Below are 24731 nucleotides of genomic sequence, written 5' to 3'. Positions count from 1 at the left end.
CCCTCGCAGGGGCTCAAGAGGGGCTACTCGTTTTCGTACAGCGTCAATCCTTCGAGGATCGGCGCATCGGCGTCGAACACCAGCATGCGCACGTCGGCCAGCGCGGCCAGGTGCAATACCTCGACGAGACATTCGGGCATGCCTTTCCTGCGGTGTTCCTGCCGCAGGCGCACGGCGGTGATGCCTTCAACCTGTTGCAGATTGTCATCCGTCCATGGGGTGGCGATCAGCTTCACGCCAATTGCCGGGGAGTACGGGATGCGAAAGGCGATGAACAGGAAGCGCGTCGGCGTGGCGATGTCCGCCAGTTCGGCCAGGTAGCGGTTCGCCTCGTCGGTGAGGTGGCCGCTGCTGATTTCCCAGGCCCGACTGTAGAAGCCGGTCTCGAATTTCAGGCGCCGTACCACCTCGCGTGCGGCTTCCTCGGTGCAGGCGTCGCCGACGTGGAGCGGCTGGCCCGCCTCTTCTGCCATCACGGCATAGACCACCGTGCGGACGATGCCGTGGCTGCGGCATTGCGCCTCCAACTCGGGCGGCACGTCCTGGCGTTCGGTGATCAGCGCGAAGTCGTCGCCGAAGATGCAAGCGTGGCGCTCGATCTGGCTGTCAGGCAAGTGCGCCTGCGAGGCGTGCAGCGGGAGATGGCTCAGCGGGCAATCGTCGTCGTAGGAAATGGCGAGCAGCCGTCGCACGGACAGGCCATCGTAGCCACGGACGAAGGGATTGTTGGAATGGGACATGGGATCTCTCCAGCAAGGGATGGCCAAGGCAATCCCCTGCTGGGGATTGAACCCCAGCGAGTGAATGAAGTGGCAGCCGGTCAGCCGGCGCTCGCGAAAATCAGCAGATGGTGTGGTGTCGGTACATGGCCGCTCCTTTGAAGAAGGAGGGACATGGCCCCGCGTGGGGACGCATGTCCCTTGTGGGGTGGGATGAAAGGACGATGGTGTGCCGTGCGTGGCTCACCAGCCGCTGTAGTGCAGCGTCAGGTCGGCGATGACCTTGCGCCGTTCCAGGTCGAGACCGCCGAGGTCGGACAGCCCCTCGAAGCCGCAACGCTTGAGCATCGCGCCGCCCTCGCGGGCGTTGTAGAAGCTCACCATCGCGGACAGGAACATCCGCTGACCGCTGCTCAGCACGCCGAGGGCGTCATTGAGCATCAGCAGCTTCGGCCGCAGATCCCACTTGGTAGTGGCACGCTGCAGGCCCTCGCGGGTGCCGTCGCCGAACCATTCGGCTCCGGCGATGTTGACGCCGCGTTTCCACGCCTCGAAGAAGGCTTGGGGCGCGGCGGCGAAGTGCTGGTGTTCCAGCTCGATCTGATCAAGTATGTCTTGAGGCAGGGCACGGTTCATGACATGGGCTCCTGGTGGTTGGACATCACGGGTTGAGGCGCTGCTGCCAGCGGCCCGTTTGCAGGGCGTGCTCGGCGGCGTGGTGCGAGCGGAAGTAGCTGACCGACTCGCGCGAGACGGGACCGTCCGCATCGGCGGTGCCGATGTAATGGCCGGCCGCGCTGCACAGCACCTGCAGGGGCAGGCGCTTGCCGACGTAGGCCAGGGCCTGGTAGCCGATGGATTCGGCGCGGGCCTGTTCAGCACTCAAAGGTGCCGATGCGAACGAAAGGGACATGGGTTTCTCCTGGTGGTTGAAGACCGGGAGCACCACGCCCTGTCGGGAGCGGATACGTCCCGAAGGGTTGAACATCGAAAACACCGGCGTCGTGGCGACGCGCGTCCGCGGGGGGCGGTGCGAAGCGGACCGGATCGGTCAACGCGGCGAACCGCGTTGCAGCCTTGAGGACCGAGGCTGCCAGGGCATGGTGCTGACGACCGTCAGCGACACACGCGGGAAGGATGGAAGCGCGGCACCGTGCCGTCGCCGATCAAACGGAACCGCGCGCCGTCCGGTTTGGCCCGAGCACTGCCGGCAGCAGCAGTGCACGATCCTTCCGCCCACGACAAAGGCGCCGAAGCCCCGCAAGGCTTCGGCTGGAGAGGAATCAATCCACCTGTGGGCTGCAAGCAGGCCAGGCCGTCGTCAAAGCCATTCGCTGCGTCAGCAATCTCACCCGGCCCGTTTCGTGGCTGGGGCCGGCATCCTCTGGCGTGTATCCACACACAAAGGGAACCCGTTGTTCCGCCGGCGGGCACCGGCACCGAATACCGTCGACCGCAAGCGGTCTCCTGGCACCTCGCAGCCTTGCGGGCCAAGGCGTCAGGAGACCGCTCGTGGATGGACGGAAACACCTCGATCAACGGAACCGCGGCGAGCGCGGTTCGACGGAGCAATGACCTTCTCGCCCTGCAAGCCGTGATTGGCCTGTGCAGGACGCGCACACCGTTGCAGAAGGGAACGCGCGCTGGGGAGTCCCGCGGGGCGCGGGAGGTTTGCCCCGCCGTCCGCAAGGGCCGGCGGGGCAGAGGGAGGCGTGGGCGTCAGTTCGCCTTGGGGCGCCGGCGCGGTGTCCTGGAGGTGCGACCGGATGCGCCGCGCTTGCCTGCCGGGGCATCTTCGACCGGCTGCGTGCCCTTGCAGTCCGGGTAGCGGCTGCACGACCAGAACGCGCCGCTCTTGCCGCTACGCCGGCGCATCGGGGCGCCGCATTGCGGGCAGTTCGGCGCGGGCGGCAGCTTGATGGCGAGCGTGGCGCTGCGGTACTGCTGCACGAGCTGGGCGACCCAGCTCGATTGCTTGGCGATGAAGGTGTCCAACGTCATCTGGCCGGCCTCGATCATGTCCAGTGCCTGCTCCCACACCGCCGTGGTCCCCGGGTCGGCGATGGCCGCCGGCACGGCGTCGATCAACGTGAAGGCCGCATCCGATGCGCGGATGGCGCGGCCTTTCTTCAAGAGATAGCCGCGGGCCAGCAGCCCGCTGATGATGTTGGCGCGCGTGGCCTCGGTGCCGATGCCCGTGGTGTCCTTCAGCTTCTGCTTCAGGCGCGGGTCAGTCACGAGCTTGGCGACGCCCTTCATGGCCTTGACCAGCTCGCCCTGCGTGTAGGGCTTGGGCGGCAGCGTCTTCAATGCCTTCAGCTCGACCTCGCCGACCTGACAGGCATCGCCAGCCTTCAACGCTGGCAATACTTGGCCGCGCCGTGCATCCTCTCCGTCCGTGTCGTCAAGGGCCGGCGCCGCCAGCACCTGGCGCCATCCGGCCGTCGCGATCTGCTTGCCGACCGCCACCAGCGACTGCCCGCCGAACGTGAGCTGCGCCACCGTCCGGTCAAACTCGTGATGCGGCAGGAACTGCGCGAGGTAGTGGGCGCGGATCAGCCGGTAGACGGCCAACTCCTTGTCGGTCATCGCCGAGAGGTTGGCTGGCTCCAGCGTGGGGATGATGCCGTGATGCGCCGTGACCTTGCCGTCGTTCCACGCTCGCGAACGCTGCTGGCGGTCCAGGCGGTCGATCAACGGCCGCAGGCTGGGATCGGTCTTGACCAGGCTGTCGAGCACGGCCGGCACCTCGGCCAGCATGCTCTCGGGCAGGTAGCCCGAATCCGAGCGCGGATACGTTGTCGCCTTGTGCGTCTCGTACAGCGCCTGGGCAATGTCCAGCGTTTCCTGCACGTCGAGGCCCAACTGCTTGGAGCACACCTCCTGCAGCGTGCCCAGGTCGAACGGCAGCGGCGGCCCTTCGCGAACGCGCTCGGTTTCTACCGACAGCACCTGGGCGGAGCCGGCCGTGCGCAGGCGCTCGGCGGCCTGCTGCGCCACCGGCTGTTGCAGGCAGCGGCCCGCATCGTCGGTGCTGCCTTGCGGCGGCGTCCAGTTTGCGACGAAGGACTGGCCTGCATGCGATAGCGCAACCTCGATGGCCCAGAACGGTACGCAGACGAAGCGCGCGATCTCGCGATCGCGGTCCACGACCAACTTCAGCGTCGGTGTCTGCACGCGGCCCACCGACAGCACGCCGGAGTAGCCGGCCTGGCGCCCCAGCAGTGTGAACAAGCGGCTCAGGTTCATCCCGATCAGCCAGTCGGCGCGCGATCGGGCGAGTGCGGAGAAATACAGCGGCAGCGTCTCGGTGGACGGCTTGAGCGCACCCAGCGCTTTGCGGACCGACGCATCGTTGAGCGCCGACAGCCACAGGCGCTGAATCGGCCCGCGGTAGCCGCACAGGTCGATGATCTCGCGGGCGATCATCTCGCCCTCGCGGTCGGCGTCGGTCGCAATCACCAGCTCGCCCGCCTTGGCGACGAGCTGCTGCACGACCTTGAATTGCGCTGCGGTCGCCGCCTTGGGCTCGACACGCCAACGCTCAGGAAGAATGGGCAGTTGCTCGATGGCCCAGCGCTTGTATTGCTCGCCGTAGCCTTCGGGCGGAACCGCCTCCACCAGATGACCGATGCACCAGGTCACGACGACACCGGCGCCGCTGTAGCAGCCGTTGCCGCGTTGGCCGGCACCCAGCACACGGGCGATTTCCTTGCCCTGGGACGGCTTCTCGCACAGGAACACGCGCATGAAGCCTCCTTGAAAATGTGCGGTTCATCGGATGGGCGTCAGCTTGGCGGGGCCAGGAGATGCCGGCAGCAAGGAAGCCGATCGATGCAGACACCGCTTTGTGATCGGCAGGCGGTCCGTTGCCGCAGCAGTGCGCATAGACCGCAGGAGCTGGCACAGCAAGAGCGTCGTTACGGGAGGGCGGCTGGAACTCTGTGGACGACCTTGGAGCTATCCCCTGGGGATAGCTCGCTGGTGCATCGCGGGCGTATGACGGTTGCTACAGCCGCCCTCGGGGGAACGGCGATGGGCGAAATTACTGTCCGCCGGCCGGCTTGGTGCTGAGCGCCACCGACTCGATGCGGTACGGCAGGATGCCCACGCGCCGCGCCTCGACCTTGAACGTCACGCGCTCGTTCTCGTCGGCGTCCTCCCATTCGTCGCGCACGGTGCGGCCCTCGACCAGCACCCGCATGCCTTTCTGGTACAGCGTCTTCCAGTGCTCGGCGTCGCGGTGCCACAGCTCCACCGGTGCCCAGAAACCGCCGCGATCTTCGTACTCGCCGTCCTTCTTCGGGATCGGGTTGTCGAAGTAGACGTTCAGGCGAAGCAGCCGGCGCGGCTCGTCGTTGCCGTTCGGAAATTCGCGGTAGTCCGGCGCAGAACCGATGTTGCCCTCGCCGACGAAGTGCGTGCTCATGGTGACTCCTTGGTGGTGGGTGGAACGGACGCGGCATGCCCGTGGACGCGCCGCAGGTAAGCCGCTTCGGCCTGCGCGGCCTTGTTGGCGCATTCCAGCGCTTGGCGAGCGATGCTGTGGGTCAGGCTGATCTGCATGTTCAGCACGATGCGCTGCAGTTCCATCGCGTACAGTTCGTCGATCAGCGAGGCCGGCGTCGCGGGGTTGGCCAGCAGGGCCTCCCACAACGCCACGCCCATGGAGGAACGGTCGAGGTTGCGCCAGCGCAGGAAGGTCGTCCCTGCACCAGTGGCCTGCTGGGCCAGTTGCACGTCGAGCAGACTGAATGGGTAGGTGCGCGCCTGGGGCAGCACGCGCCGCTGCGCCAGGCCAATCACGTCGTCGCGCAGCGCTGTGCACTGGCTGGCCCAGGTCTCCAGACTCCCCTTACCCTTAAAAGGCTGTAAAAGGCCTTTTAGGTAGCCTGCGTGTTCCAGCCGCTGGAAGTCCGCCTGTTCCAGCGCCACGAAGCGCGTGGAGTGACCGATGGGGGGCGATGCCGTCATGCGTCAGCACCCTCACTACCCGTCGCCTGATTGGCTGCGCCACCCGTGGGAGCGTGCGCATCGGGCACGATGGCAGGCGCAGCAGGCGGCGTGCTGGGCTTGGTTGTCCGCCGCGCGATCGGTGGCGCAAAGCGCGAACGGCGCGTGCCTTCGAGCACATCCAGCGGCAGCTCGCCGAATTTCTCCAACGCCGCCCGCGCCGCCGCGTTCTTCGCCGCGAAGTCGTCGCGCGTCGTGCCCGAGTAGCGGTACTGCTGGGCCAGCGAGAACAGGCTGCGCAGCGCGTGCGCACCATCATTGAGCCAGCGCTCCAAGGTGCTGCGGTCGATCAGCGCCGTGTGGTGCGCCAGGATGAGTTTGCGTGCCAGGTCGTCGTAGTCGGCCAGCAGATACACCGCCATGAAGCCGAGCTGGGCGTTCACGAACAGCGGCAGCTTCACCGGCTGCACGTTCATGTTCTCGCCCAGCGACAGCGCCGGGGGTACATCGGCCAGTGCCTGGTCCACCTGCTCGCGCAGCGCCTGCAGCGTGCTCTTGGTCTGCTCCAGCTTGTCTTCGATACGCAGCATCCAGAAATCGGAGTACGGATCGTCCTGCTCGGCGCCGCGCTTCATCTTGTTCATGGCGCTGATGAAGCCGTTGAGACCGATAATGCCGGCGCGTCCCTCGGTCGGCGCACGGCCGTGCCAGATGCGCGAAGCATGATGAGTGTGCAGCGTCAGCGACATCGCGCTGCGCAGCGAGCCGAGATTCAGTTGCAGGGGTTCATTGGCCATGGGTGACGACTCGCATTAACGGAACGAGTCGCCAGCATCGGCACCGACCGGAAGGCCGTCAGTCAACAAACCGCAATCGGCGTGTGCCTGGTTTGTCCGTGCCGGGAAGGCTGGCTGTCCCAGCTATCCCCTGGGGATAGCCTCGCGGCGGGTAGCGACGGCAAGCGCCGCCTGCTGTCCCAACTGTGCAATGAAACCTTCGAGTTGGCCGTCGGCGACATCGGCATGGCGGCCGGCGGTGATGTCGGCCCAGCCCATGCAAGCTGCTTCCTGCAGCGCCTTGAGTTTGGCTGCTTCAGGCTCCTTGGCATTCATGGTGAATCTCCAGTGAGGAAAACCGCCTTCACTCCCGTGCCGGCGGCCACTGCTGCGCGGCGTGCAACACGCGCAGGATGGACACCGCGCGGGTGTCCTCCATGTAGACCACCACGTAGTTCGCACGCACGACCATCTCCCGCGTGCCGGCCACGCGGCCAGGCCGGTAGAGCTTCGGGCGCTCCGGCAGCTTCGCGGCCTTGGCCTCGATGTCGTCCTTCAACCGCTGCGCGGCATCGGGGTTGTCGTCCGAGATGTAGTCAACAATCGCCAGCAGGTCGGCGCGGGCAGCTTCCCGCCACTCAAGTACGCGCACGCCGCTTCCTGTCGATCAGGGCCTGCGCCTCGTCCATGACCTGCTGGTGCGGCACCGGCGGCCGTGTGTCGGCCAGCGCCTCCTGGACCTTCGCCCGGAACCAGGCATCGTAGGCCTCCGGGTCCGCCGTGAGGCCAGCCGGCAGCGCGCCTTCCTTGACCACACGGGTCAGCAGGATGCGCACGGCGTCCGAAACGGTGAGGCCGACCCCGGCGAGCTTCTCGGCGGCATCGGCCTTGAGCTTATCGTCCACACGGATGTGCAGCATCGAAGTCTGTGCGGCCATCGTTGCTTCTCCTGTTATGCATTAGCCCCTATTTTGTATCTCAATTGAGACCTTGGCAAGGGTGCAGCCGGATCGACCCGCCGGAAGGCTCCCTGTCCCAGCTATCCCCTGGGGATAGCTCGGCCGGTCACGGGTCGCGCAGGGCCGCCCGCAGCCGCGCCAAGTGGGCGCGCGCCACTTCGGGGGATACCGGCGGTGTCGATGGCGCCGGTGCCGGCGCGGGTGGACGGGAAGCAGGCGGCACCGTGGCGCTGTCGCCCGCCCAGGCCTTGAACTCCCCACGGATCGCCTTCTGGATGATGCCAAACAGGTAGCCGGCGGGATTGCGCACCGTGCTGCCGCCACTGCGCGCCGCCCACTCGTCGAGCACCGCCTGGCGCTGCGCTTCGTCCACTTGCTGCAGGGCCACCAGCGCACCGGCCTGTTGCTCGTCCTTCAAGCGCAGGAAGCGCTCGGGTAGCCGCAGGTTCTGCAAGGCCCTCGCGCGCGGTACTGTACGTACTTCTTTATTTATACGATTCATACGTACTGTACGGTCCTCCTTCGGAATCCGAAGATGGCCGTCCTGCGCGGGTTCCAGCCCTGCTTCGGATTCGTGGCCGGCACCCTCCTGTGGATAACTTGGCGTCGTCCAGCCATGCCGCGCCATGCGCTGCGCCAGCACCTGCAATCGGGTCGGCAGCGTGCGCCCGCTGAGCAGCGGGTCTTCGGCGATCTCCCGCAGCGTGTTCATGCCCACGATCTGCACCGCCTTGGCGGCATGGGTCAGCGCCTGGCTGACCAGGCCGAGGTAGTCGGCATCGAGCTGCATCGCCTCGAAGGGCGACAGCGGTTCGTCGTGCAGCACGTAGAGATTGCCTTGGATGCGGCCGGTCTTCGGGTCGCGCCGTCGTCGCACCAGGCTCAGCCAGCGCGTCAGCCGCAGCAGCGTCAGGGCGCGCGCCACGGTCTCGTGCGACGCTTGCGCCGCACAGGGCATGGACGCCAGATAGGGGCGGAGCTGGTCGTAGGTGGGAAAGGCGGTCACGCCGTCGTCGTTGAGCTGCAGGCGGAACACTTGCCAGGCGTTGCGCTCCAGCGGCGTCAGGCGCCGGTCGAGGAACAGCCTGCGCGGCACGCTCTCATGGCGGTTGCCGCTGTAGAGGAAACCGTCGGCGGCCGGCGCCGTTTCCTGCGCCGGTTCCTTCGGCTCAAGGTGCCGCAGCGCCTCGTCGAACACCGACGACAGCGCAACCGGGCCATCGCGCCGTGGTGCGCCGCACGTGGCCATGGCTACACCAGCCCCTGGTCGATCCAGTTCCGTATCGCCGACCAGATCACCGACATGGGCAGGGTCATGGCCTCGGCCAGGTCCATGGTCAGCGCCAACATCGCCATGTCGTCGTTCAGTGCGATGTGCCGCTCCGTGATGCCGGCCTTCCAGCGTTCCCACAGGGCCACGTCCTGCGCCTCGTCGAGCACCGGATGCCGGCCCTTGCGCTTGGGCAGTCCGAGGATGTCGCGGCGCAGCGCCACTTCTTGATGCGTGAGGCCGTAGAACTTGCTGACCATCTCCGTGCTCGCTCCCAGGCGCAGCATGCGGTCCACCGTGGCGATCTCCCGCTCCACGTCGTGCACCTGGCTCAGCAGCCGCTTCAACACTTCCCGGTTCACCGACACCGAGCACCACGACACCGTGGCATTCACCAGCATGCTCACGAGTTCGGGGTGCTTTAGTGCATCCAGCTCCTCCTCGCCGAAGCCCATCGCCTTGCAGCGGCGCAACTGCCCGTTGCGCAGGTCATGCAGCGCCTGGGCGATCACGGCCTGGTTGAGCGGGTGCGGTGCCGACATGCGGGAGCCTCCTGCGCGCTCAGGAAGCCTGGCCCGCTTCGCCGGCTTGCAGGTCCAGCAACCGGCGCGCCAGGCGCAGCAGACGGAACAGCTTCACCAGCCCGGCATCGCTCAGGCGCGTGACCAAGCCGCCGTGACCATGCAGCAGCGGCCCAAGGTCATCGGCCAGCCGCGCGCTGTCCAGCCCGGTCGCGGGTGCCGGCGCGGTGCTCAGCGCGTGCAGCAGGGTCAGCATCGCACGCGCGAACGCCGGCAGCGCCTTCGCCTGGCCCACGGCCGGCGTCACGCAGACGAAGCCGATGCCGCCATCGCTGGCTTCGATGTGGTCGGCCACCGCCGCTTCCCCCGCGATCTCGCGAGCGAACTGCGCGATATGCACGCGCAGGCGATCCGGCACGTCCAGGCCCGGCTCGATGTACCAGACATCCGAGATGGGAAAGAGCCCGCCAACCTGCACCGGGATCGCACGCAGCACATCTGCCTCAAAGTCGGGTAGCTTGTCGCCGAGCTGATCCGCGACCATCCGCTGGATGGACTGCAGGCGCTCGGTGGTCGGGGCCGGCGTCACGATGTGCCCCTGCAGGCGCTCGTCGCGCTGCCCGTCCCGGGCGTTTGGTGCAGCGGCAGGTGGTGCCGAGGGTGTCTCTGCCGGTGGCGCGACGGGCGAGGTGTCCCGTGGCGTTGGCGCCGCGGGCGGCAGTTGCGGCGTGATGGCTGGCGCCGCAGGTGCGACAGGCGTTGCCGGGTTCGGCGCGGCCGGCTCGCTGGTCAATGCTCGCTGACGGCTTTCGCTGTCATCGACCTCCAATGCCAGCGTGTCGTAGTCCGCTTCCAGCAGCTCGGCCATCTGACCCACCAGTTCGTCCTGCACGCGCTGGGGCGAGAAGCCCTCCGGCCGCATGTCGAACTGCGACAGCACATCCTGAAACAGCGAAGCGAAGTCCACGGTCAGCGGCCGGCCCAGCGCACGCCGCTCCCAGGTGCGCTCGCACGCCTTGCGCAGCACTGCGAGCCGGTCCACCTGATGCCGGCCCAATCCGCCGTACAACAGCGTCGGGATCGCCGGCAGCAGATAGCGCACCGCATCGTTCATGCGGCTGATGTGTGACTGCGGCACCGGATAGCCGTCGGCAGTCAGCCGCCGCGCGAGTTCGCTCTGCGACAGCGCCTGGCCGCTTTCCTGCTCGTAGAACTCGCGCGCCTTCTCGATGCCCAAGGCCCGCTCGATGAAGGTCAGCCCGCCGCGCAGCTCGTTCTCGGCCAGATGCCCGGTCAGCGCCACGATTTCGCCGCGCGCCGGCCACGGGCGGAACAGGCACGCAATGCGGAAGAAGCGTTCCTCCTTGGTCTCGCTCCACAATTCGCGCAGGATGGCGAGCCGCGTATTACCACCGTTCCTGATGATGTAGTGCGCCTCGCCCGGCCGGCGCGTGATCGCGGGCGGTGCGTCCAGCCCGCGCTCGCGGATAGAGGTTTTGATTTCCTCATAGGCCGGGTTGCGCGTCACGCGTGGGTCATGTTCATAGGGACGCAGCTCGTCCAGCGTCACCACCATCGGTGTGTCGGCGATGGGGTCGGTCAACGCCGCGGCCGAAGGACCGTTGCGTTCGAAGCCCTTGGCCAGCAGCTTGGCGGCCATGTCCTGCGGCGTCGGATCAGCCATCGCTGCTCTCCCGAGATGCCGTCAGTGCCTGTCGATCGGCGCGGCGAAGCTGCGCGCGTGCGTTTCGACTAGCGCGGTGATCGCTCGCAGTCGAGCTGGTATAGATCGCGGCGCAGCCGGGCTTGGTGAACATCAGGTGCCCGCCGCGCGTGCGTTTCACGTGCCAACCTTCGCCCAGCGCGAACTCGATCAGCGCACGCAGTCGCGCATGGCCGCGGGCCAGTTCATGCGCGTTCGCCATGACTGGCTCCCCCTGCGCGGCCTCTGCCGGTAACGCACGCAAAGCGCTCCCGCCATGCCGGGAACAGCTCGCCAGCCAGCGCACGCATCGTCTCCAACGCCGCAGGTGCAGTGCGGCCCACCGGCTGCCGGTACTCGACGCGATGCACTGGCAGTCCCCGTGTTGCAGCACGTGGGTAGGCTTCGATGGCCGGGACGTCGGTGTTCAGGACCTGTATGCCAGCGTGCGCCTGGAACACTTGTCGCAGGGCCTGCTGGATCAGTCGGGCGTTCGACGAAACCGGATGCACCCGGTTGATGAGCAAGCGCAGCGGTGGCGGCTCGATGCCGAGGTGCCGATACGGAGCGATGTCCTCGATCAGTTGCAGCGTGCCGCGCCTCAGCTCACGCGCCGCCAGGATTTCCGGCGTCACCGGTGACAGCGCCAGACTGGAGGCCAGTACCGCCATTTCCAGCAGCACACTGCGCGCTCCCTGGGTATCGATCAGCAGCAGGTCGTAGTGCGACGCCAGCGCGGGGAGCAGGTGACGCAGGCGCAGCCGACCGTCGGGTGCGTGCAGCAGCAGTGTGTTCAGTTCGCCGCGATGGTCGTTCGACACCACCAGGTCGAGACCCGCCACAGCGGTCTGCGAAGCCAATCGCTCGATACGCTGCTCATTGAAGGCCAGCATCTCATAGATGCCGGCAGGCGCATGCGTGTCGAGCGTGAAGTAGCTCGACAAGGTGGGCTGTACGTCCAGGTCCAGCAGCAGCACGCGCAGTCCCGCATCGGCGATGAAGCCGCCCAGGTTCGCTGCGGTGGTCGTCTTGCCGACGCCACCCTTGGTCGAAATGATGGATACCACCTGCATGGTGCGACTCCTCGTGGAAGGGATTCCGGGGGGCGCGCGGGCTCACGCCCGCTCCCTGAGTCGATCGGTGATCCACTGATCGATCTCCACCGAATCCCATCCGATGGCGCGTACCCCGAGGCGCAGGGGCTTGGGAAACTTGCCCTCCTTGATCAGGTTGTAGATGTGGGCGCGTTTGAAGCCGGTCTTGGCCTCAACTTCCGCGCGGCGCAGGATGCGGTGTTCGTTCGGCGTCGCGGTGGCGATGGTCTGGGCAGTCACGAGGGACACTCCTTGGCGCTGTGTAGCGGCGGTGATGGAAGTGCCCCGTATTCAATAGCGCGGTTCCCGCGCGGTCACCGCAAGTGCAGACACGCCGTCTGCACTTGCAGTCAGCGGTCCTGGGTGGCGAGATGACGCTTGGCTGCCGAAAACTTCGCCCACAGCGTTCGCTCGCTGATTCCGGATTTGTCGCCGTAATGGGCTACCAGCGCATTGATGACCGATTCCAGCGTCTCGAAAGACGAATAGGGAACGCCATTGGGTGACTTGCCCAACAGCAAGGTCAGAAGACCGCCAACGATGTTCAGGTAGGTGGATTCACTGCGGGCGCCTGGCATCCCGGACCGCTTCTCGCGCTCCGTGCGCGCCTGGTGCTCCTGGCTGAGCGTCTGGAACTGCTCATAGAGCGCGTCCCAGGCCTGCACCTTGTCGGCTAGCTGGAGCTTCAACGCCTCGCGATCCATGACCAGTGCCTGCACGGCATCGACACTGACGGCCGGATGCAGGTGACGCTCGAAGGCATCGAACAGGAATGCCGGTCGCTGGTCGGGATAGAAACGGATCATCCAAGCCTTCAGATCGACGTGGCGGATCGTGAGGCCAGGATCATCGAGCAAGGCGGGATCGTTGCTCGTGAGGCCATCCTTGCCGTAGGGAAGGTCGAGATGCACCAGTGCGTCGTAGATCCGTTCCGCGTTCAGGCGAAGCTGTGGCCAGCGCGCCAGTGCAGCGTGCTCCGGCAGCCGGTTCTTCCCCTCGGCGACATCAAGGATACGGCGCTCGAAGCGTGACAGCCCCGCCCACTGGATGGCCGCCTCGATCGGACGATAGAAGACCTTGGCTTGGGCGCCGGAAGAAGATGACTTTCTCATGGGCTACTCCCTTGTGAACGGGTTCAGGACATCGGCTTTTCTCGTGGTCTGGTCGGCGCCATCCCACACCTTCGCGGCGCGGAGCGGTGGCGACTTGGCTTGTGGAAAGGTTGTAGTGACGGCGAATGGCTGCAATGCTCACCCCAGCCCCCCAGTCGATGTGGCACCTTGTCCACCGACACCGAGCCCCCGCGTGGCGGTATGCTTCAAAATGTTTCTCGCCTATGACGGGGAGGCTTGGTAGTGAGGTTTTGCTACAGACGCCATCGCGGCGAAAGACGGATTCGGTCTTCTTGCGTTCGAGCCTGGGCGTTACCGGCGTGCAAAACAACGACGGTCTATCAGAAGACGCAGTTCGGGCCAGAACAGGCGTGGCGATGCCGCTTCGACAAGGAGCGACGAGGTTTCGCGCAAGACCCGAGGGATCTACCTCCAGATCGACAAAGCATGACGCCCCGTTTCTCTCATTCGTGCGAAAGAGCCGCTCAGGGCCGCTCGCAATGGCGCAGCGCGGTCACCAGAACTGCAAGGGGTAGGCACGTATTGGGTTGACTGCTTGCCATTTTTACGTTCAAATATGAACGCTTATATATAAAATAAGCTCATATTTGAGGCTATAAAAAATGTCTTCTTCCGAGCAAAAGCGCTCTGGTGCGCAAGTGGCGATGCCGCAGCCTGTTGCGCGTGCGCTGCGCCGCCTGGGGCAGGACATCTCGGCGGCGAGGCGCATGCGCCGCCTGAGCCAGGAAGACCTTGCGCAGCGCATCGGCACGTCCTTGAGCACCGTCAGGCGCATGGAAGATGGCTATCCCGGCACCGCGCTGCACACCTTCCTGCGCGCGCTGCACGTGCTGGGCCGGCTTGATGACCTGGCCCAGGCGATGACCCTGGAGAAGGACGCCCTTGGCATGGAACTGGTGAGGGAATCGTTGCCACAGCGGGTGCGCAGCGTTTCCCGCTGGCAAGGGCAGCCGGCTGGGCGAACGTCGGGAGCCGGCGATGGTGACGCGAGCGGGAGTGTCGACGTAATGGAAGGCTTTTGACGGCGCCTTCTCCTTGGCTTGCGTCCCCCTGATCCAGCCGCATTGAGCAAGTCCCCTGGAATGGATGTCAATCATGGTGTAAACTGGCAACTGAAGTGTCAACCGAGAAGATGGAGCGGCCTGTGAGCGAACGAATGTCCAATGCGCCGGTGTACTACGCGCTGGCACAGGCGCATTTCAATCCGGTGGCGGCCATGGTCAAGTATGTCGACCAAATACAAGATCGACTGCGTCGTGAAGGGTACCCCTTGTTCGAGCCGCAGCAGGTCACTCACTTGGTCGTGTCCGGGCCAGGCCAGGCACAACAAGCCGAACCAAAGATCCAGCAAACGGTATCCTGGCTCCTGACCAGGAGCGATCGATCTGCGGGCTTTATCCTGTCCCCTTCGACAATCACGTTTCATACGACGCATTACGACACCCACAAGACATTCATTCCGGAATTACTGCGGGGGTTGGATGCCGTGCATGAGGCAGTCAGCCTTGACCATGTGGGTCGGCTTGGGTTGCGCTACCTGGATGCGGTGGTGCCGGCAGACGGGGAGTCCGTCGAACAGTACCTTGTCGGTGGAGTCCATGGGGTGGGATTCGACGCGGTTCGCCGGCACGCAATGAGCGAATCCGTATTCTCGACCGATGTTGGTCCACTCGTTCCCGGCGGAACCTTGGTTGCAAGGGTATACAGGGCAACGGCGCAGCTTGGTTTCCCTCCCGATATGTTGCCGAACGGGCTGGCACTGAATCCGCGTTTCGCCATGACCGCGCCACGTGAGCATGGTGTGCTCGATACCGACCATTTTTGCGAAGGTCGCATGCCTATCGACCTCGGCAAGCTCGAAGAACAACTGCGCTCGTTGCATGCCCCGATCAAGTCCGTGTTCAAGGCAACCACCACAGACCATGCGCGCCGGGCATGGGCGTAGCACTGGAGACCCGCATGTACACCGAGACGTTCCCAACAATCAGGACTTCGCCGTCGATCGTGCCCGTTCGGGTCGCGGCCACGGCCGCCTTCGCCCTGATGGGGATCACACAGTTGGTTGGCGGTACTGGCAGCGTGTTCGATGTGACCCGGGCGGGGGAATGGCGCAGGCTGGTGGAGGCGCGGACTCCCATTCACGTCGAAATCGAGGTGGATGGCGAGGAGGCAGTTCGTCCCGATCTGCGAAGCGCTTCGGAGCATCTGGCCAACATCCGTGAGGTGCTCAATCCAGCAATCGCTGATCTCGCCGGGACCTTTGGTGTTTCCCGGCAAGCGATCTACAAATGGCTGGGGGGAGAGTCGACGCCAGAAGCGGACAACTTCGCTCGGATACAGGCACTCAGCCAAGTGGCTGACGCCTTTCGCGAAGCAGGCGTCAAACGGGCGCCAATGATGCTGAAGATGAAGGCGTTTGACGGCAGGTCTCTCCTGGATCTCATCGCTGCAAACCAGACTGTCATGGAGCATGTCCAAACGCTGATCTCAGAGGCCCAGGCCATGGATGCGGCATACGAAAGCTCGGGACTGGCCAAGAGCAAGGCCGCGCCAACGGATGATTGGCGTTCCGCTGCTTCCATTCCGGGCTATCCCGAGCAGTGATTCGGGGATCGCGCGATGCTGGACCGGGAGACGTCATGGCGGCAGGGAGATTTGCTGACCAGCGATGGATCGCTGCAACTGGGATTGGTCGAGTCACTGGAGGATGGCCGCTTCGCTGTCGTGATCTCCCACGACTGTGACATCCCCCACCCGCACGAACCCTGCATTGAGGTCATCGTAGCGGATCTGATCGGCGATGCCCGTGAGGATCCGCAACTGTCCCATGCCAAGAACCCCCGGCGGCTGCATCTTGCGTATGACAAGGCGGATGGAGGCTCGATGGTGCTGGAGTTGCGGCATGCAGAGAAGAGGTCCATCCCGAGAGTCGAGTTTGGCCAGAGTGCGTCTCGGTTTCTTGAGGCGTCGCTTTCGGATGAGTCGAAGCGCACCCTGAAGCAATGGCTGGCGGCACGCTATGGCCGGCCCGCGTTCCCCAACGCCTTCGAGAACCGGCTTGCGAAGCGTGTCGGCAAGAGAGACGTCAAGAGCCGGATCGCCCGCATCCTCGCTCCCGAAGCCCGACATCTGGTGGGATTGTTCTTCGATCTGGGTGAGCAGCGGGGCATCGAGGCTTCTGATGGTGAACCCTATGCGCTGTCCATATCGGTGGCTTATGACGCCATCGAGGGTGGGCCAGGCGCGCGTGAGTCCGCCGAAAGCGTAGTACGACAATTGCGAGAGCTTTTCATCGAAGCGTACGGCCCTCCCGATGCGGCAACGGAAATCGCCCTCGACGCCTGCGAGCCAGTCCCGGATACGCACATGACCCTCGCTGACCTTCGGCGCGTGGATCAATGGCGACTTGAGTACCTCAGCCTGCATGACGATGAACATGGTGGCTTCCTGCCGGACGGCGTTGCCCCTGCGTGAGACGTGAGGTGGCTGGATGAGCCGGGGAAAGGCTGGGGGCTCTTGCATCTCGCACAGGTAGCGTCTGACAGCTCTGCGTGAACCACCAATGCGGCAGCAGCGGGCAAGCCGAGTTGCCGAGGGCTCGCTACAGGTACATAATCTGGCCTGATTCCGTAGCGCCAACGGAATAAACCCGTTATCAATCAACGATTTGAGTGCGGCGTGATGTTCCCTTCGCCCGCTCCAGAATCCACGGGCCTCTCAGCGGCCCAGCGAGACCTTCGCGAACAGCTGGGGGCCGTTTCGGGGGCCGTTTCAGGGCCCCAGATGGCCGAGGTAGCCGACAGTCAGCAGGCACGCACAGAACAACCGTCGCGCCTGCGCTCCCGCCCTATGCACGGGGGATGAATCCCAGGTACTGGGGGGCTGCAAAAAGAGTAACATCAGTAATCTTGACCGTCTGAATACCGCAAGCCGTTGAACCGCAAGGGTTTCCGGCGATGGCGTAATTTCTGAGTAACATAGAAGTAATCTGGTTACTCTTTATTGAAGTGATTTTTCAGGATTAAAAAAGCCTTTAAAATTAAATGCTTACGGAAAAATTACTTTTCCCATTACTCCAGTGTTACTCCTCTTTGTAATCTGCGAAGCCCCGAACGACGCGGCTTCCAGCGGTGGTCCGAGCACAGATCACTGAAATTACTCTTTTCTCAATACCCCCCCTATCCCGAACTCCATTCCTCGGCTCTACCGTCCTCACGAAAAGGGGCTCCGGTGCAGGGATTCGCAGGTATTTCCCACCGCCGAAACGTGCAGCCAGCGCCCAGCCTGGGCCGCCTGGAGGGCTCCGCAGGGGTGAAGAAAAAGTGCCCCCTTTAGCCCGCAGGCGTGGCGGGGGGACGACTGCGCGCGCCGGGTGCTGTCCGGCCTCCGTTCAGTTGGAAGTGCTGGCTGTGCATACAGTCATTTCCACCCCTCATGGCCCCCACCCAGCGCCCCACCCAGCGCCCCGACCTAGCCCGCTGGCACCGGCTGCTGGACGACGTCGGCGAGCGCATGCGCAATCCCCTGGAGTGACACGCACCACTGGTCACCAGCTCAGTAAATACGGGAATTTCAGGCCGATTCTACTGGCTTGGGCGGAGTGAAAATGGTATGTTTATTAGGGCTTTTCGTATTGCTGAACGGCGGAAATCCTCGTCTGCAGGACAGACAAAAGCCGCCTCGAGGGCGGCTTTGTCGTTTCGGTCTGGCGCTACTCTGGCAGGACGGACTCGCGGAACCGCATCACCTCTTCCCCCACCCAGTCATTCACCTGGCGCAGCCGCGCCTGCAGCGGCTCCAGCATCGTTGGGTGCCCAGACTTGCGCGGGCTCCTTGATCGAGCCGAATCTGCTGACGTTCTACGGCAGGATCCCCTGCTTTCTTTAAAGGGGCAGGTTTCCTGATAGATAAAGCTGATTTGCATGACTCGGGAGTGGTGGGCGAAATTGGGTCCACATTGGGTGAAAAGGAGGAGTCATGGCCTTCAGTGCCAGGGAGCAGGACATCAGCGATGACGCGATTGCGTTCGCTAGGGCGAACAAGAAGGCTATTGCAAAGCGTCTTACCGATCCCCAGATCTATGCCCGAGAGGAAAACCCGGTTTCGGTATTCATGGCAGGATCGCCTGGGGCAGGTAAGACAGAGGCATCGATTGAGCTGCTGTCGCATTTTGACGAGAACGGATTCCGGATTCTGCGGATTGATCCTGACGAGTTGAGGTCTGAGTTTCCAGGCTACACAGGAGGTAATTCCTGGCTCTTCCAGCGAGGTGTATCGATTCTGGTAGACAAGATTCACGATCTTGCATTGGCGCAGCGGCAGTCGTTTCTACTTGATGGCACGCTAGCGAATTACGAAATCGCCGAGCAGAACATCGAGCGGTCGTTGCATAAGAACAGGGCTGTGCTAATCCTGTACGTGTATCAGCGGCCGGAACTGGCTTGGAATTTCGTCCAAGCACGCGAGCGAGTAGAAGGAAGGAACATCCCGATCGAAGAGTTTGTGAGACAGTATTTCGCGGCCAGAGACGTCGTGAATCGCCTCAAGCAACGATTCGGGAGGTCGATAGAGGTGGACCTATTGTTGAAAAACAACGATGGGTCGCACCGGGTTTATGAGGCGAACATAGATCGGATTGACAGTCATGTCCCCGAAACCTATGATCGCGCGTCCCTTGAGCAGGTGCTTTTACAGCGAGGCTGAGGATCAGAAATGAGCTTCTTCACGATGACCAAGCCGGTCAAATCCACCAAATTCTCTGATTTCATCCGTAATGCTTCCTCGGCGGAGAAGAAGCGCGTCTACAACGATGTGATGAAAAAATCCACCGAGCGCCAACGCAAGGTGCTGGCAGCTGCCGCAGCTAGTTAATCCGGCGAATTTTAGAAAAGCCCCCGCCAATGCGGGGGTTTTTCGTTTTTTCACGATGGTTCGAGATGGACGGTCATTCTTGAACAGGAAGCTCAAAGGGCCGGAACCGGATCACCTCTTCCCCCACCCAGTCATTCACCTGGCGCAACCGCGCCTGCAGCGGCGCCAGTTCGTTCGCCTCCCACACCGCCGTCGCGTCCGTGATCGAACCGAAGCCGCCGGCATTCTGCGGCACCACACCCAGCAGCTGCGGGTAGACGCGTAGCGCGGCGAGCTGGTCGTCGCGACTGATGTTCTTGATCGCCCCGAAGTCGTCCTTCGCCGCCACCTCGCTGACCGGGATCAGTTGGATCCCCTCCTTCTTCCCGTTGGGCGCGTAGATGAACAGGTTGCGGAAGTTGCCCGGGCCCTTTGCGTTCTTCAGTGCTGTGCGCAGGTTGTCGATGTCTGCCTGGTCCTGTGCGGCGTCGGTCATGTAGAGGATGAAGCCGGCGTGACTGCCGTTGTCAGACTTGATGAGCGAAGCGGCGCCCGCGCCGGCAGCGGTGATCAACGCCTGCGATCCCAGGTACTGCTGGGCGTTGCTGCGGCGCTCGCCCGAGACGCACGGGATGCCGTAGGGATCGCTGATCCAGCTCAGGCCGTCCAGCAGACTGGTGCTGTCCTGGCTTCGACTGCGCTTGCCGTCTTCCTCCAGCACCGTGCGGATGGTGCCGTCGCTGAACACGAAGGTGATGGAGCGGACCTGCCCACGCACGCACGAGAGCGTCCAGTCGCCCGAGGCCGTGCCGCTGACCACCGCACCGGCCACGTCGGGAATCTCGATGCCGTTGGCCGCCAGGTTGTCGGCCCCGATCAGCACCTTGAAGGGAAACGGGTCGTTGACGGTGCCGTCGATGGGAATGCGCCCGATCAGCGCGGTCATGGCGACCGAGCCCATGAGTGTGGCATTGGCGGGCACCGTATAGACCGCCCGGGTGGTGTCGGCAACGGCCTGCGCCGTCCTGTCGCTGACGGCTTCCGCCGCGGCCGACAGCTCCGGCGAGGCCGGGCCGAAGCTGGAGGGAAAGGCGGGCAAGCGCGGGCTGCTCGAACCGCCCTTCGGATCGGGCCGGGCATCATCCGGTTCGATCCAGCGCATGCCGCCATCCTTGAGCGGCCCGCCGTCGTGCCCGTCCAGTCCAAGGCCGATCGGCAGGTCGGCGACATCGCCCTTGCCGGACAGCTCGTCCAGGCGGCGCTGCAGTTCCTGCATCAGCCCTTGCGTCTGCTGCCGGTCGCTGGCGGCCTGGGTGCGCTCCTGTTCCAGGCGACGGCGTTCGCTGTCGAGAGCGTTTTGGATGCGCTGGTCGATCGCACCCTCGCGGGTACGCAGGCGCTCGTTCTCGGCCTTGTGCTGGCGGTTGTCGCTCAGCGCGGTCTGCAATTCGGTACGGAGTTGCTTGACCTGCGCGACCAGGGTGGCGACGGTGTCGCGCGGGGTGTCGCCCGCGATGCCGAGCGCCTTCATTTCCTCCGGAGTGAGCTGCCCGGGGACATCCGGCTTGCCAGGTGCGGCGTCGCTGCCCGAGAACAGCCTGGCACCGACGAACACCAGCAACAATGCCATCGGAATCAGCAGCCACTTCAACAGGGGATTACTCCTCATCGGACGTCCTCCCCGCAGCGGCGGCCGGCGGCAAGTTCGTGCCGGCATCGATGGGGCTGAGCACCGGCATCAGGGACTCGGCCAGGCCGCGGTCGCGCGTGACCAGATAGACCATCGTGGTGTCGGTCGAAGCGCCCGCTGGCCCCAGGTCGGGATGCTGGAAGGTCGCGGCCACGAAGTCGCCTTGCAGCGCCCTTGGATCGAGATCGATACGGTGAGGCGAGGTGTTGGTCAGGCGCACCGCGGTGACCCACTGGTCTTCGAGTCGCCAGGCTGCCAGCGCCCGCGCCTTGAGCGGCAGCGTTGGCAGCAGTGTGTCCAGCGCGAGCGGGCGCCGCAGCGGCACGCGCCCGATGCCGGCCACGGGCTCGACGGTGCGCAGCGGTGCGTAAAGGTTCTGCGCAGCGTAGCGCGTCAGGACAACGGCTACCGGCGTCTGCCGACGCTTGGCGGGTTGCGCTGCTTGGCTCGGACCGGCGGCGGTGTCTTTGCTGGCCTCCGCGGCGGCGTCCTGCAGGACGATGCGTACAGGCTCCAGCGGCTGCTCGCCTTCCCGGGCGTCCGTGGCGGCGATGTCGACCAGCACGATGGCACCGGATTCCACGTCCTGCAGTTGCAGCCGCGTCGGCGCGATGGTCTCGCTGGCGCGCAGGTAGATGGCTCCACCCGCGCTCTGCACGCGCAGCCGCTCGCCCTGGCTCGGGGGCAGGCCGACACGCACGTTGCGGTCGATGAAGACCACGCGCTCCTGGCCGACGACCAGCGGGACGGCCAGCGGCAGCCGCTGCCAGCGCAGGATCTCGATGGCATGGCTGTCCGGTACCAGGCCGAAGCCAAGGGCCAGGCTCGCCACGATGGTGAAGACGTGGTGTTTCAAGGGTTGCCTCCCTGCGAAAGGCCGCCGCCGGGCGTGCCGGACGGAGGCACTGCCTGCGACGGTGCCTCGATCCGCTGCGGCGCGCCGTCATAGCAGTCCAGCGCAAGGCCGAAGGGGTTGCGCGGGGAATCGACGTCCAGCCGCACTACTTTCAGTGGATAGCGCACCAGGGCCCGCTTGACCTGCTCGGCGCCGTAGTACTCGTCCGCGCTGACATCGAGCGTGACGATCCAGTCGCGACTGGAAACCGTCTTTACCCGCATCGTGGGGTTGTCGCCGAAGCCGCGCCCCGGAATCTCGTAGATGCCGCGCACCCGCTGGCGCAGTTCGCCGCTGCTGCGCCGGTGCTCGTAGTCCTGGCGCAGGAAGGCCTGGCAGGCCGGTGTGAAATAGGCCGACAGCGCGTGGAGGTTGCGCGGGTAATTCTGTTCGCCATCCGTCGGCCAGCGCTGGACCTGCTGCCAGACGTAGAAGGCGAAGGCATAGACACTCTCGGGCGGCACATCCCACCAGGCGCGGGTGCTGCCCGAGCGCAGATCGGGGGGCACATGGATCGTCAGTTGCCTCCCTGGCGCCCGAGCAGGGTGAACAGCCGGCTCAGGTTCATGCCGATCAGCCAGTCGGCGCGCGATCGGGCGAGTGCGGAGAAATACAGTGGCAGCGTCTCGGCGGACGGTTTGAGCGCGCCCAGCGCCTTGTGGATCGACGCATCGTTGAGCGCCGACAGCCACAGGCGCTGAATCGGCCCGTGGTAGCCGCACAGGTCGATGATCTCGCGGGCGATCATCTCGCCCTCGCGGTTGGCGTCAGTCGCGATCACCAGTTCGCTTGCCTTGGCGACGAGTTGCCGCACGACCTTGAATTGCACCGCGGTCGCCGCCTTGGGCTCGACACGCCAGCGCTCGGGAAGAATGGGCAGTTGCTCGATGGCCCAGCGCTTGTATTGTTCGCCGTACCCTTCGGGCGGAACCGCCTCGACCAGATGACCGATGCACCAGGTCACGACGACCGCGGCACCGCTGTAGCAGCCGTTGCCGCGTTGGCCAGCGCCCAGCACACGGGCAATGTCCTTGCCCTGGGACGGCTTCTCGCACAGGAATACGCGCATGAAGCCTCCTCGGAAATATGCGGTTCATCGGATGGGCGTCAGCTTGGCAGGGCCAGGAGATGCCGGCAGCAAGGAAGCCGATTGAAGCAGGCGCCGCTTTGTGATCGGCAGGCAGTCCGTTGCCGCAGCGGTGCGCATAGACCGCAGGATCTGGCGCAGCAAGGACGTCGTTTCGGGAGGGGCGGCTGGAACTCCGTGGACGACCTTGGAGCCCCCCCTGGGGATGGCTCGCTGGTGCATCGCGGGCGCATGACGGTTGCTACAGCCGCCCTCGGGGGAACGGCGATGGGCGAATTACTGTCCGGCGGCGGGCCTGGCGCTGAGCGCCACCGACTCGATGCGGTACGGCAGGATGCCCACGCGCCGCGCCGCGCCTCGACCTTGAACGTGACGCGCTCGTTCTCGTCGGCGTCCTCCCATTCGTCGCGCACGGTGCGGCCCTCGACCAGCACCCGCATGCCTTTCTGGTACAGCGTCTTCCAGTGCTCGGCGTCGCGATGCCACAGCTCGACCGGTGCCCAGTAGCCGCCGCGATCTTCGTACTCGCCGTCCTTCTTCGGGATCGGGTTGTCGAAGTAGACGTTCAGGCGAAGCAGCCGGCGCGGCTCGTCGTTGCCGTTCGGAAATTCGCGATAGTCCGGCGCAGAACCGATGTTGCCCTCGCCGACGAAGTGCGTGCTCATGGTGACTCCTTGGTGGTGGGTGGAACGGCCGCGGTATGCCCGTGGACACGCCGCAGGTAAGCCGCTTCCGCCTGGGCGGCCTTGCTGGCGCATTCCAGGGCTTGGCGAGCGATGCTGTGGGTCAGGCTGATCTGCATGTTCAGCACGATGCGCTGCAGTTCCATCGCGTACAGTTCGTCGATCAGCGACGCCGGCGTCGCGGGGTTGGCCAGCAGGGCCTCCCACAACGACACGCCCATGGAGGAACGGTCCAGATTGCGCCAGCGCAGGAAGGTCGTCCCTGCGCCAGTGGCCTGCTGGGCCAGTTGCACGTCGAGCAGGCTGAAGGGGTAGGCGCGCGCCTGGGGCAGCACGCGCCGCTGCGCCAGGCCAATCACGTCGTCGCGCAGCGCTGCGCACTGGCTGGCCCAGGTCTCCAGACTCCCCTTACCCTTAAAAGGCTGTAAAAGGCCTTTTAGGTAGCCTGCGTGTTCCAGCCGCTGGAAGTCCGCCTGTTCCAGCGCCACGAAGCGCGTGGAGTGGCTGATGGGGGGCGATGCGGTCATGCGCCAGCCCCCTTGTCGCCCGCCGCACCATCGGCTGCGCCGTCCGTGGGAACCGGCGCATCGGGCTTGATGGCAGGCGCAACAGGCGGCATTCCGGGCTTGGTTGTCCGCCGCGCGATCGGTGGCGCGAAGCGCGAGCGGCGCGTGCCTTCCAGCACGTCCTGCGGCAGTTCGCCGAACTTCTCCAATGCTGCTCTCGCCGCGGCGTTCTTCGCCGCGAAGTCGTCGCGCGTCGTGCCCGAGTAGCGGTACTGCTGGGCCAGCGAGAAAAGGCTGCGCAACGCGTGCGCGCCATCATTGAGCCAGCGCTCCAAGGTGCTGCGGTCGATCAGCGCCGTGTGGTGCGCCAGGATGAGTTTGCGTGCCAGGTCGTCGTAGTCGGCCAGCAGGTACACCGCCATGAAGCCGAGTTGGGCGTTCACGAACAGCGGCAGCTTCACTGGCTGCACGTTCATGTTCTCGCCCAGCGACAGCGCCGGGGGTACATCGGCCAGCGCCTGGTCCACCTGCTCGCGCAGCGCCTGCAGCGTGCTCTTGGTCTGCTCCAGCTTGTCTTCGATACGCAGCATCCAGAAATCGGAGTACGGATCATCCTGCTCGGAACCGCGCTTCATCTTGTTCATCGCGCTGATGAAGCCGTTGAGGCCGATGATGCCGGCGCGTCCCTCCGCCGGTGCGCGGCCGTGCCAGATGCGCGAAGCGTGATGAGTGTGCAGCGTCAGCGACATCGCGCTGCGCAGCGATCCGAGATTCAGTTGCAGGGGTTCTGTGCGTTCGTTGGCCATGGGAGCGACTCGCGGTGAAGGGGCGAGTCGCCAGCATCGGCATCGGCAGGAAGGCCGTCAGTCAACAAACCGCAGCCCATGCGCGCC

26 protein-coding genes and 4 pseudogenes are annotated in these 24731 nt (G+C 64.9%); 6 read left to right on the top strand and 24 right to left on the bottom strand.

Going from position 1 to position 24731, the window contains the following annotated elements:
- Positions 1 to 23 precede the first annotated feature (23 nt).
- The 17 genes from PM1_RS23890 to PM1_RS23810 form a co-directional block, all read right to left on the bottom strand.
- A complete protein-coding gene (locus PM1_RS23890) occupies positions 24 to 740 on the bottom strand; it encodes a DUF5983 family protein (protein WP_009618201.1) in 717 nt (238 codons plus the stop codon).
- A 222-nt stretch (positions 741 to 962) separates the two neighbouring features.
- On the bottom strand, positions 963 to 1355 hold the full coding sequence (locus tag PM1_RS23885) for a hypothetical protein (protein WP_009618202.1): 393 nt from the start codon (positions 1353 to 1355) through the stop codon (positions 963 to 965).
- 25 nt (positions 1356 to 1380) lie between these two features.
- Positions 1381 to 1632: a hypothetical protein gene (locus PM1_RS23880; RefSeq protein WP_009618203.1), complete on the bottom strand. Its 252-nt coding sequence runs from the start codon at positions 1630 to 1632 to the stop codon at positions 1381 to 1383.
- A gap of 806 nt (positions 1633 to 2438) precedes the next feature.
- On the bottom strand, positions 2439 to 4469 hold the full coding sequence (locus PM1_RS23875; protein WP_009618204.1) for a DNA topoisomerase III: 2031 nt from the start codon (positions 4467 to 4469) through the stop codon (positions 2439 to 2441).
- A 295-nt stretch (positions 4470 to 4764) separates the two neighbouring features.
- Complete coding sequence (locus PM1_RS23870; RefSeq protein WP_003141056.1) at positions 4765 to 5148, bottom strand: single-stranded DNA-binding protein; 384 nt, start codon at positions 5146 to 5148, stop codon at positions 4765 to 4767.
- A complete protein-coding gene (locus PM1_RS23865) occupies positions 5145 to 5693 on the bottom strand; it encodes a DUF3158 family protein (RefSeq protein ID WP_009618205.1) in 549 nt (182 codons plus the stop codon). Before PM1_RS23865 ends, PM1_RS23870 begins: the two co-directional genes overlap by 4 nt.
- Positions 5690 to 6469, bottom strand: coding sequence for a PFL_4669 family integrating conjugative element protein (locus PM1_RS23860; protein ID WP_009618206.1), 780 nt, complete (start codon positions 6467 to 6469; stop codon positions 5690 to 5692). Before PM1_RS23860 ends, PM1_RS23865 begins: the two co-directional genes overlap by 4 nt.
- 123 nt (positions 6470 to 6592) lie before the next feature.
- On the bottom strand, positions 6593 to 6784 hold the full coding sequence (locus PM1_RS23855; RefSeq protein WP_009618207.1) for a hypothetical protein: 192 nt from the start codon (positions 6782 to 6784) through the stop codon (positions 6593 to 6595).
- Between the two features lie 28 nt (positions 6785 to 6812).
- Positions 6813 to 7100, bottom strand: a complete 288-nt coding sequence (locus PM1_RS23850; RefSeq protein WP_009618209.1) for a type II toxin-antitoxin system RelE/ParE family toxin — start codon at positions 7098 to 7100, stop codon at positions 6813 to 6815.
- Complete coding sequence (gene relB, locus PM1_RS23845) at positions 7087 to 7386, bottom strand: type II toxin-antitoxin system RelB family antitoxin (RefSeq protein WP_009618210.1); 300 nt, start codon at positions 7384 to 7386, stop codon at positions 7087 to 7089. The genes PM1_RS23850 and relB overlap by 14 nt, the downstream gene beginning before the upstream one ends.
- A 127-nt stretch (positions 7387 to 7513) precedes the next feature.
- Positions 7514 to 8656, bottom strand: coding sequence for an STY4528 family pathogenicity island replication protein (locus tag PM1_RS23840; RefSeq protein ID WP_009618211.1), 1143 nt, complete (start codon positions 8654 to 8656; stop codon positions 7514 to 7516).
- A 2-nt stretch (positions 8657 to 8658) separates the two neighbouring features.
- Entirely contained in the window at positions 8659 to 9219 is a 561-nt protein-coding gene (locus PM1_RS23835) for a DUF2857 domain-containing protein (protein WP_009618212.1), read from the bottom strand.
- Between the two features lie 19 nt (positions 9220 to 9238).
- Positions 9239 to 10882, bottom strand: a complete 1644-nt coding sequence (locus tag PM1_RS23830; protein ID WP_009618213.1) for a ParB family protein — start codon at positions 10880 to 10882, stop codon at positions 9239 to 9241.
- Positions 10875 to 11123, bottom strand: coding sequence for a hypothetical protein (locus PM1_RS23825; RefSeq protein WP_009618214.1), 249 nt, complete (start codon positions 11121 to 11123; stop codon positions 10875 to 10877). Before PM1_RS23825 ends, PM1_RS23830 begins: the two co-directional genes overlap by 8 nt.
- A complete protein-coding gene (locus PM1_RS23820; RefSeq protein WP_009618216.1) occupies positions 11107 to 11973 on the bottom strand; it encodes a ParA family protein in 867 nt (288 codons plus the stop codon). Before PM1_RS23820 ends, PM1_RS23825 begins: the two co-directional genes overlap by 17 nt.
- A gap of 42 nt (positions 11974 to 12015) precedes the next feature.
- A complete protein-coding gene (locus PM1_RS23815) occupies positions 12016 to 12234 on the bottom strand; it encodes an AlpA family transcriptional regulator (RefSeq protein ID WP_009461157.1) in 219 nt (72 codons plus the stop codon).
- Positions 12235 to 12344: 110 nt separating this feature from the next.
- On the bottom strand, positions 12345 to 13106 hold the full coding sequence (locus PM1_RS23810; RefSeq protein ID WP_009618218.1) for a hypothetical protein: 762 nt from the start codon (positions 13104 to 13106) through the stop codon (positions 12345 to 12347).
- A 623-nt stretch (positions 13107 to 13729) separates the two neighbouring features.
- Between PM1_RS23810 and PM1_RS23805 the strand changes: the two genes are divergently transcribed.
- From PM1_RS23805 to PM1_RS23775, 6 genes are all read left to right on the top strand, one after another.
- Entirely contained in the window at positions 13730 to 14149 is a 420-nt protein-coding gene (locus PM1_RS23805; RefSeq protein WP_009618220.1) for a helix-turn-helix domain-containing protein, read from the top strand.
- 122 nt (positions 14150 to 14271) lie between these two features.
- Positions 14272 to 15072, top strand: a complete 801-nt coding sequence (locus PM1_RS23800) for a TIGR04255 family protein (protein WP_202883186.1) — start codon at positions 14272 to 14274, stop codon at positions 15070 to 15072.
- A gap of 14 nt (positions 15073 to 15086) precedes the next feature.
- Entirely contained in the window at positions 15087 to 15731 is a 645-nt protein-coding gene (locus PM1_RS23795) for a transcriptional regulator (protein ID WP_009618224.1), read from the top strand.
- 15 nt (positions 15732 to 15746) lie between these two features.
- Positions 15747 to 16601, top strand: a complete 855-nt coding sequence (locus PM1_RS23790; RefSeq protein WP_009618225.1) for a hypothetical protein — start codon at positions 15747 to 15749, stop codon at positions 16599 to 16601.
- A 1503-nt stretch (positions 16602 to 18104) separates the two neighbouring features.
- Entirely contained in the window at positions 18105 to 18830 is a 726-nt protein-coding gene (locus PM1_RS23780; RefSeq protein WP_009618227.1) for a zeta toxin family protein, read from the top strand.
- A 9-nt stretch (positions 18831 to 18839) separates the two neighbouring features.
- Complete coding sequence (locus PM1_RS23775) at positions 18840 to 18998, top strand: hypothetical protein (RefSeq protein ID WP_009618228.1); 159 nt, start codon at positions 18840 to 18842, stop codon at positions 18996 to 18998.
- Between the two features lie 490 nt (positions 18999 to 19488).
- Here PM1_RS23775 and PM1_RS23770 read toward each other — a convergent pair.
- The 7 genes and pseudogenes from PM1_RS23770 to PM1_RS23740 form a co-directional block, all read right to left on the bottom strand.
- A pseudogene (locus PM1_RS23770) lies at positions 19489 to 20646 on the bottom strand (TIGR03752 family integrating conjugative element protein); the annotation flags it as partial.
- Positions 20636 to 21523: a TIGR03749 family integrating conjugative element protein gene (locus PM1_RS23765; RefSeq protein ID WP_009618230.1), complete on the bottom strand. Its 888-nt coding sequence runs from the start codon at positions 21521 to 21523 to the stop codon at positions 20636 to 20638. The pseudogene PM1_RS23770 and the gene PM1_RS23765, both read right to left, overlap by 11 nt.
- A pseudogene (locus PM1_RS23760) lies at positions 21520 to 22089 on the bottom strand (PFL_4703 family integrating conjugative element protein); the annotation flags it as partial. The pseudogene PM1_RS23760 and the gene PM1_RS23765, both read right to left, overlap by 4 nt.
- Positions 22086 to 22631: pseudogene (locus PM1_RS23755) on the bottom strand (toprim domain-containing protein); the annotation flags it as partial. The pseudogenes PM1_RS23755 and PM1_RS23760, both read right to left, overlap by 4 nt.
- A 294-nt stretch (positions 22632 to 22925) precedes the next feature.
- Positions 22926 to 23314, bottom strand: a pseudogene (locus tag PM1_RS23750) (single-stranded DNA-binding protein).
- On the bottom strand, positions 23311 to 23859 hold the full coding sequence (locus tag PM1_RS23745; RefSeq protein ID WP_009618235.1) for a DUF3158 family protein: 549 nt from the start codon (positions 23857 to 23859) through the stop codon (positions 23311 to 23313). Before PM1_RS23745 ends, PM1_RS23750 begins: the two are co-directional and overlap by 4 nt.
- Positions 23856 to 24644: a PFL_4669 family integrating conjugative element protein gene (locus tag PM1_RS23740; protein ID WP_009618236.1), complete on the bottom strand. Its 789-nt coding sequence runs from the start codon at positions 24642 to 24644 to the stop codon at positions 23856 to 23858. Before PM1_RS23740 ends, PM1_RS23745 begins: the two co-directional genes overlap by 4 nt.
- Positions 24645 to 24731: the final 87 nt, after the last annotated feature.

It is taken from the genome of Pseudomonas sp. M1, from assembly GCF_022760135.1.
In the GTDB taxonomy this organism is placed as follows: Bacteria; Pseudomonadota; Gammaproteobacteria; order Pseudomonadales; family Pseudomonadaceae; genus Pseudomonas; species Pseudomonas citronellolis.
Note: the sequence above shows the minus strand (reverse complement) of the source record. Positions and strands in the feature narration are given on the sequence as shown.

Bases quoted from the DNA above. Each gene is read 5' to 3' on its own strand.
- PM1_RS23890 (WP_009618201.1), bottom strand. From the start codon at position 740: ATGTCCCATTCCAACAATCCCTTCGTCCGTGGCTACGATGGCCTGTCC.
- PM1_RS23885 (WP_009618202.1), bottom strand. From the start codon at position 1,355: ATGAACCGTGCCCTGCCTCAAGACATACTTGATCAGATCGAGCTGGAA.
- PM1_RS23880 (WP_009618203.1), bottom strand. From the start codon at position 1,632: ATGTCCCTTTCGTTCGCATCGGCACCTTTGAGTGCTGAACAGGCCCGC.
- PM1_RS23875 (WP_009618204.1), bottom strand. From the start codon at position 4,469: ATGCGCGTGTTCCTGTGCGAGAAGCCGTCCCAGGGCAAGGAAATCGCC.
- PM1_RS23870 (WP_003141056.1), bottom strand. From the start codon at position 5,148: ATGAGCACGCACTTCGTCGGCGAGGGCAACATCGGTTCTGCGCCGGAC.
- PM1_RS23865 (WP_009618205.1), bottom strand. From the start codon at position 5,693: ATGACGGCATCGCCCCCCATCGGTCACTCCACGCGCTTCGTGGCGCTG.
- PM1_RS23860 (WP_009618206.1), bottom strand. From the start codon at position 6,469: ATGGCCAATGAACCCCTGCAACTGAATCTCGGCTCGCTGCGCAGCGCG.
- PM1_RS23855 (WP_009618207.1), bottom strand. From the start codon at position 6,784: ATGAATGCCAAGGAGCCTGAAGCAGCCAAACTCAAGGCGCTGCAGGAA.
- relB (WP_009618210.1), bottom strand. From the start codon at position 7,386: ATGGCCGCACAGACTTCGATGCTGCACATCCGTGTGGACGATAAGCTC.
- PM1_RS23840 (WP_009618211.1), bottom strand. From the start codon at position 8,656: ATGGCCACGTGCGGCGCACCACGGCGCGATGGCCCGGTTGCGCTGTCG.
- PM1_RS23835 (WP_009618212.1), bottom strand. From the start codon at position 9,219: ATGTCGGCACCGCACCCGCTCAACCAGGCCGTGATCGCCCAGGCGCTG.
- PM1_RS23830 (WP_009618213.1), bottom strand. From the start codon at position 10,882: ATGGCTGATCCGACGCCGCAGGACATGGCCGCCAAGCTGCTGGCCAAG.
- PM1_RS23825 (WP_009618214.1), bottom strand. From the start codon at position 11,123: ATGGCGAACGCGCATGAACTGGCCCGCGGCCATGCGCGACTGCGTGCG.
- PM1_RS23820 (WP_009618216.1), bottom strand. From the start codon at position 11,973: ATGCAGGTGGTATCCATCATTTCGACCAAGGGTGGCGTCGGCAAGACG.
- PM1_RS23810 (WP_009618218.1), bottom strand. From the start codon at position 13,106: ATGAGAAAGTCATCTTCTTCCGGCGCCCAAGCCAAGGTCTTCTATCGT.
- PM1_RS23805 (WP_009618220.1), top strand. From the start codon at position 13,730: ATGTCTTCTTCCGAGCAAAAGCGCTCTGGTGCGCAAGTGGCGATGCCG.
- PM1_RS23795 (WP_009618224.1), top strand. From the start codon at position 15,087: ATGTACACCGAGACGTTCCCAACAATCAGGACTTCGCCGTCGATCGTG.
- PM1_RS23790 (WP_009618225.1), top strand. From the start codon at position 15,747: ATGCTGGACCGGGAGACGTCATGGCGGCAGGGAGATTTGCTGACCAGC.
- PM1_RS23780 (WP_009618227.1), top strand. From the start codon at position 18,105: ATGGCCTTCAGTGCCAGGGAGCAGGACATCAGCGATGACGCGATTGCG.
- PM1_RS23775 (WP_009618228.1), top strand. From the start codon at position 18,840: ATGAGCTTCTTCACGATGACCAAGCCGGTCAAATCCACCAAATTCTCT.
- PM1_RS23745 (WP_009618235.1), bottom strand. From the start codon at position 23,859: ATGACCGCATCGCCCCCCATCAGCCACTCCACGCGCTTCGTGGCGCTG.
- PM1_RS23740 (WP_009618236.1), bottom strand. From the start codon at position 24,644: ATGGCCAACGAACGCACAGAACCCCTGCAACTGAATCTCGGATCGCTG.